The sequence below is a fragment of the Psychrobacter sp. JB193 genome (assembly GCF_002285555.1).
Classification (GTDB): Bacteria; Pseudomonadota; Gammaproteobacteria; order Pseudomonadales; family Moraxellaceae; genus Psychrobacter; species Psychrobacter alimentarius.
Genome location: NZ_NRGY01000005.1, coordinates 23,917 through 29,916, shown reverse-complemented (window position 1 = coordinate 29,916; position 6,000 = coordinate 23,917). Strand labels below are relative to the sequence as shown.

At 34.3% G+C, this 6,000-nt stretch carries 5 protein-coding genes; 1 reads left to right on the top strand and 4 read right to left on the bottom strand.

Annotated elements, in window-relative coordinates:
- Positions 1 to 413 precede the first annotated feature (413 nt).
- Positions 414 to 1,358, top strand: a complete 945-nt coding sequence (gene repM / locus CIK80_RS15100; RefSeq protein ID WP_227685541.1) for a replication initiation protein RepM — start codon at positions 414 to 416, stop codon at positions 1,356 to 1,358.
- A gap of 61 nt (positions 1,359 to 1,419) precedes the next feature.
- Here the strand turns inward: repM and CIK80_RS15095 are convergent, their stop codons facing one another.
- The 4 genes from CIK80_RS15095 to CIK80_RS15080 all read right to left on the bottom strand — a co-directional run bounded on the left by CIK80_RS15095 (position 1,420) and on the right by CIK80_RS15080 (position 5,825).
- Positions 1,420 to 2,583 (bottom strand): DUF262 domain-containing protein, encoded by a 1,164-nt coding sequence (locus CIK80_RS15095; protein ID WP_095570681.1) that lies wholly within the window; start codon positions 2,581 to 2,583, stop codon positions 1,420 to 1,422.
- Between the two features lie 17 nt (positions 2,584 to 2,600).
- On the bottom strand, positions 2,601 to 3,818 hold the full coding sequence (locus CIK80_RS15090; protein ID WP_095570680.1) for an adenine-specific methyltransferase EcoRI family protein: 1,218 nt from the start codon (positions 3,816 to 3,818) through the stop codon (positions 2,601 to 2,603).
- Between the two features lie 416 nt (positions 3,819 to 4,234).
- A complete protein-coding gene (locus tag CIK80_RS15085; RefSeq protein WP_143516805.1) occupies positions 4,235 to 5,377 on the bottom strand; it encodes a RelA/SpoT domain-containing protein in 1,143 nt (380 codons plus the stop codon).
- 4 nt (positions 5,378 to 5,381) lie between these two features.
- Positions 5,382 to 5,825 (bottom strand): type II toxin-antitoxin system antitoxin SocA domain-containing protein, encoded by a 444-nt coding sequence (locus tag CIK80_RS15080; RefSeq protein ID WP_095570678.1) that lies wholly within the window; start codon positions 5,823 to 5,825, stop codon positions 5,382 to 5,384.
- Positions 5,826 to 6,000: the final 175 nt, after the last annotated feature.

Below are 6,000 nucleotides of genomic sequence, written 5' to 3'. Positions count from 1 at the left end.
TAATTATTAATAACCAAAAAGGTTTTTAATGTTTTTAAATACTTTTAAAAGCTTTTATGTCCTCGGAAGCCATTGGTATTAGGAGGTTTTACGACCCATAAAGCAACGTTTTACGACCCATAAAGCAACGTTTTACGACCCATAAAGCAACGTTTTACGACCCATAAAGCAACGTTTTACGACCCATAAAGCAACGTTTTACGACCCATAAAGCAACGTTTTACGACCCATAAAGCAACGTTTTACGACCCATAAAGCAACGTTTTACGACCCATAAAGCAACGTTTTACGACCCATAAAGCAACGTTTTACGACCCATAAAGCAACGTTTTACGACCCATAAAGCAACTAATATATAAAAATGTTGCTTTAACAACTTTTAGCTATTATAGTTGCTTAAAATTAGGTGGAAGATGAAAATGTCTAAACAGTTAGTTACTAAGGACAACTCTTTAATTGGCGCGAGTTATAGTTTAGGAGTAGTTGAACAACGCTTAATATTTTTAGCGATTATTGAGGCAAGGGAACAAAAAACATTAATAGAAGCTGGAGGGTTATTAAGAATTTACGCGCAAAGCTATACCAAACAATTTAATGTTGAAAAACATACATCTTATGAAGCTATGAAAAGAGCAGTAGAAGGATTGTATGAGGCAGGTTTTGCGTATAGTAAGATAGATGAACGTTCAGGAAAGATAGGACATTATAAAAGTCGTTGGGTAGATAAGATTGGCTACATTGATGACTTAGGTTGTGTTGAGTTAGTATTTGCAAGTGATGTAATACCTTTAATTACGAGGCTTGAAGCGCGTTACACGGAATATGAATTGAAGCAGGTCGTAGGATTGCAGAGTGAGTATGCAATCAGACTATATGAGTTAATTATTCAATGGAGGTCAGTAGGCAAAACCAATCAGATATCACTTGTGGAATTGCGCGAGAAGCTGGGCTTGGTAGAGGAATACCAACGAATAGAAGCCTTTAAAAGACGGGTTTTAGACTTGGCGATCACTCAAATCAACGAACATACTGATATTACTGCTGAATACGAACAGCACAAACAGGGACGTGTCATTAAAAGCTTTACATTCAAGTTTAAAGCAAAGAAAAGTAAAGAAAAAGTTGCTACTAAAATTGCTAATAATGCCGATATGACTGCTATTGAAGGACTTAGCGATAAGCAACTAGGACGTATTGCTCGCAACCCTAGCTTTATAGCAGATTACAATCATTTGGTGAGCTCTACCAGTCCAGCAGGTCAAGATCCTAAAGCGTGGGAATTTGAGATGATTAATCGCCTTAAAAGAGACGCTTCTCAATTTAAGAAGCGTCCAATTCGAGAGTATCTCGAATTTTAAAGCTATTCTACAAAATTAGTTTCTGATTCTTATTCTAAATTATGCGCAACAATCTAAAATTTTATTTATTTCCTTTAGCTCTGTTATGGCTAGAACATAACATCTCGCAATTTTTAGAGTCTGTAGATCCGCCTTTACTCCATGCTTTAACATGGTCAGCATCCATCTCGCTTAACTTCCAGATTCTTTTTTTATTGGAGTTGTCGCTTATTGCACATAGAGGACAATTTGAAACGCCTTCGATCTCGGCTTTATTTTTCTGCTTATTGTAAGTAGATCTTTTAGTTGCATCATCAAATATACGAACTTCAAGGAGTTTGGTATCAACAGAACCGCCAAGTATATATTCAAAAATACCTCTATTCTTTTTGACGTATGGATCAGCATAAAGATTTTGGACTTCTTTTGATACTTGCTGAGGATCAAAGGGCTTTCCTTTGTATTCTGTATACAAGCGCCCCCATTCTAAGCCTTTCATTTCCTTTTCAATGTCTAGAAACACAGTTGACACCCAGTCCAGAACACTATCAAAGTAATTTTTAAGCTCATTTATATCGGTGTCTGTGCGATGGCGGCTCATATAGTCGCTGATATTCCCTTTACTTACCCAGTCTAAAGCTGTTTCTAAAAAATCTTGCCTAAGAGCAGTGCCTGAAATATAGTTACTCCATTTCTGGACATTAGAGTTTTGGCTATTACTAAACTCTTCTTTGGCAAGAGTGACAAAACTTCCCGAGTATACTGCATTCAGTAGCTCCTGTTCATTTAGAGGAACGCCTATAATATTGATGGTTTTAAACCATTCTTTTATCTCGGTTTCTGTGCCTTCACACTCGTAAACTAACAGCTTTGTCTCAAGAATTTTTTTTTGTAGGTCTTCAGCTATGCCATTAAAATACTGCTGCATTCCATTTTTGTCTTTAATGGCAAATTTATTAGTAACAAACCTCCCAATACTCGTAATACGTTGTTGTCCATCCAATACTTCAAATTTATTTTCATCAGTTTTGTTAAAATAAATGAGACCTATAGGATAGCCTTTTAATATTGACTCAATGACAGCAACGTCTCTTTTACCATCTGCATAAATATAATTACGTTGATATTCAGGTTGTATAGTTAATCTTCCTGATAAACCAAACACCCCTTTCCCCTCAAACTCGTTATAAACAAAACCTTTGCAAATATCACTGATGGTAGTCTCTGTATTAAGTATTGCTTTCATCTACTAACTTCCCTTTATTATTTTTTATGACGTATAAATATTCTTTGATAAGTTGACTGAACGATATGGCCATCTTTATTTATAAAATAATTTTTCTTTCCATCATTTTTCGCAATATTAGTGTTTTCATTAGTTTTACCGCCTGAAGAGCCTGTTCTCTCTCCGTTTTGCCTAACTTCCACATAATCATCATATTTTTTTGTATCGGGTACTTCGTCGTGACACCCTCTTTGTGTAGCACCTAGAATTTCAAATTGATCAGGGTTGTATTTATCAAGAAAGCTAATTGGAACACCCATGACACCGTCATAGTCGCGAGGAATAGCATTAGTGAATGGTATCTCGATTGCATCGTAATTATCATATACTTCGTAAGCAGAATTTCCTTTCATTCTATTATTAAAACGTAAATTATCTTCCATAGTCATCAATTGCAATGGTTGATGGCGGCGACCATGCTCAAAACTTGTAAACCAGCATGAGTTGCCTAACCTTGTGTAGTCGCCAATATAACCAAGCTTGGCAGCCTTTTGCCTATCACTTTCTTTAACTTCCGCACCAGCGGGAACAGCAAAGACCATATCATTACTGTTACCTGTTGCGCCTAACCACATTCTATTTTCTTTAATTAGAGGAAATACTTCTTTATAGGTGATAGCGTTCATATTACCTATGATGACGAATTTTTTATCTGCTTCAACTATCCAAGCTAGAAACTCACGAAATAATGAAAAAGGTGGATTAGTAATAATCATGTCAGCTTCGTTTCTTAGTTTCTCAATCTCTTCACTTCTAAAATCACCATCACCTTCTAAATAAGACCACTCCAAATCGTCTATATCAATCTTACCATCACCTGACTTATCCTTCGTAAGTGTAAATATCTTACCGTTATTTAAAGCCTTACTTGCATCAAATTGTGGATCTTTACTCTCAAATAGACTAGGTTGATAATCCTCTTTATAGATTTTTCTATTGGGAGCGTAGCTTGTACTAATAAGTTTTTTTAAACCAAACCTAACAAAGTTTTGAGCAAAATATCTTGTAAAATTACTCCATTCAGGATCATCGCATGGAAGCAATATGGTTTTGTTAAAAAACACATTTGGATCATAATCTAGATATGCATTTATTTCTTTTTCGATATCCTCGTATTGTGTATAAAACTCATCATTCTTGTTTGTCTTAGCCTTAGAGAGGTTTCTATTTGCGGTACTTTGTCCACTATTTGCCATTACAAAATAATCCTATATAACTAATATTTTTAATATTTGCGAATTTATAATATCAATCTTCTGTCTATTTTTGGTAATTACCCATACTTCTCAACACTTTGTTCAATTATAGGCATAGAAGATGCTAATGACATGAGCTACACATCAAACCCTTTTTGATTTGCCTCATAGTTAGGTTGGTGGAATAGTTATTCACTGAACATTATGTCTATCTAGAAATGCACTTTAACCTAACTAAATGGCTTGGTTGCTTTTAAGGTAGAGAAGAACAGATATTATAAATGTCAGTGTGCCCTACAACTAACTTAAGAGAGTTAGCAGTCTATTTTGGAAAATACCCTTACGCTTATACAAGTTTAGAAAAGTTATACTTGGAAATATTCAAATGAATGTCTGTTTTTTCATCTTCACTTTAATTATGAATATTTCACTAAGAGTTTAGTGTATCTACTAATAAAATCATTACTATCTAAAAAATAGTTCGGATAAGCTTCTTCAATTTTATTGACATCATCTACAGACACTAAAACAACATCAAAATTATTACTTCTTTGATATTCCTGCTCTAATCTTACATAGTCTTCGTTAGCATCGCGTTCATCGTCATATGGCAAAACTTTTGTTTCATGTGTATATAAATTTAGTTGAATTAAATAATACTTTGCTTCAACACTTTGCTTAGGCGAGGGTATGGAGGTAAAACCTCTTAGCATTTCAATAATCTGTAATTTTTTATCTAAAACATCTAACTTAATACATATATCTGATGGAGTATGCTTTGCGTAAGCAGCGACTATAGGAGAACCCTCTTCAATTGAAAAAAGAACACTTGATAACTCAAGAAAACGTAGATAGCTTTCGTTTCCTTGCCCTGCTTTAAATGAAACACGTTGCAAAGATCCCAATATCTCTACTACAGTTGCCCATTCATGCTGGATTTTAGTTCGGATTTGTAATTCTAATTTAAAATAACTATTTCCATCAGCTTTACATTTGAATATTTGATGTATACCTCTATAGCCATCAGGCTTCGGTTCCGAGATATAGTTTGTAGTATGGAAATCATCAAAAATACAATCAGAGTTAATTATTTCGCAATTATGAGTGTCATGTATGAACTGATCTAAAACTTCCATATCAGGTAAGGTAACTCTGATACCTACTAGATCGTCCATTTGAGCTAATCTCATAGTTGGCCTTACCACTAACTTATTAGCTATAGACTCTAACCTTTTTGATCGAGAAGAAACGATACTTTGTTCAAAAACCTGCAAACGCTTTAATTTACCTTCTAATAAAGCAGAAAAATACTTTAGAGAGGGGATATGATTTTCTCGATACCGCTTTAATATAAATAGTGCATCTCTGAACTCTTCTTCACTTATTGTATTTTTAGAAGTCGAATCTAATTCTTTCATATAAGAACGTATGATATCACCAGATTTTGTAATGGCGCCTTTAGAAATAGGAAAAGAGAGTGGCGTCTCTTGATTGACGTCACTCTCTTTAATGTCTTCAATTTCAATATCTTCAAAGGTTGTTCTTATATCTAATTTCACATTATTACACTCTACCTTCAACCATCTCTTGAAAGTTGATAAGAGTTCCTACTGCACCTTTAGACCATGCAGTTTCTGGTTGATGTGTCATCCAAGATAGTTGAGTACCACTATAGTTACCGTAAGCTTCAGTTATTTGTTCTAGAAATTCGATTACTTGTTTGTCGTTAGAAGGTACTGTTTGAAGCTCACTCCACATACTGTAACCAAAACTACTGATACTTTTAGCGCCAAAAACTTTAAATTCATGGTAAATTTCAGGTAAAACAGGGCCATATTGCCATCGCTCAAAGTATCCTTCAAACAAAGGGCTATTGTTTGACTTTAAATACCATGATTGAGCAAAAAACATTAACTTTTGCAACTTCATTGGAGTTAAGTTATTAGTTTTTCCATTATTAGATTGTTCAATAAACGCATTGGCAACAGCAATAGCTGAATATTTCATAATAACCTCCCTTTAGGTTGATTAGTTTATATTTAGAGGAAAATAGATCCTAAAAGTTTCAAAATTAGGCATGTATATGTTTGAAGATGTGGTAGGTTATCCGTAAAACACACTTAAAAAATGTAAATGAATTACTTCAGTTCGGAGGTAGCAAATACAACTAAATATATATTGC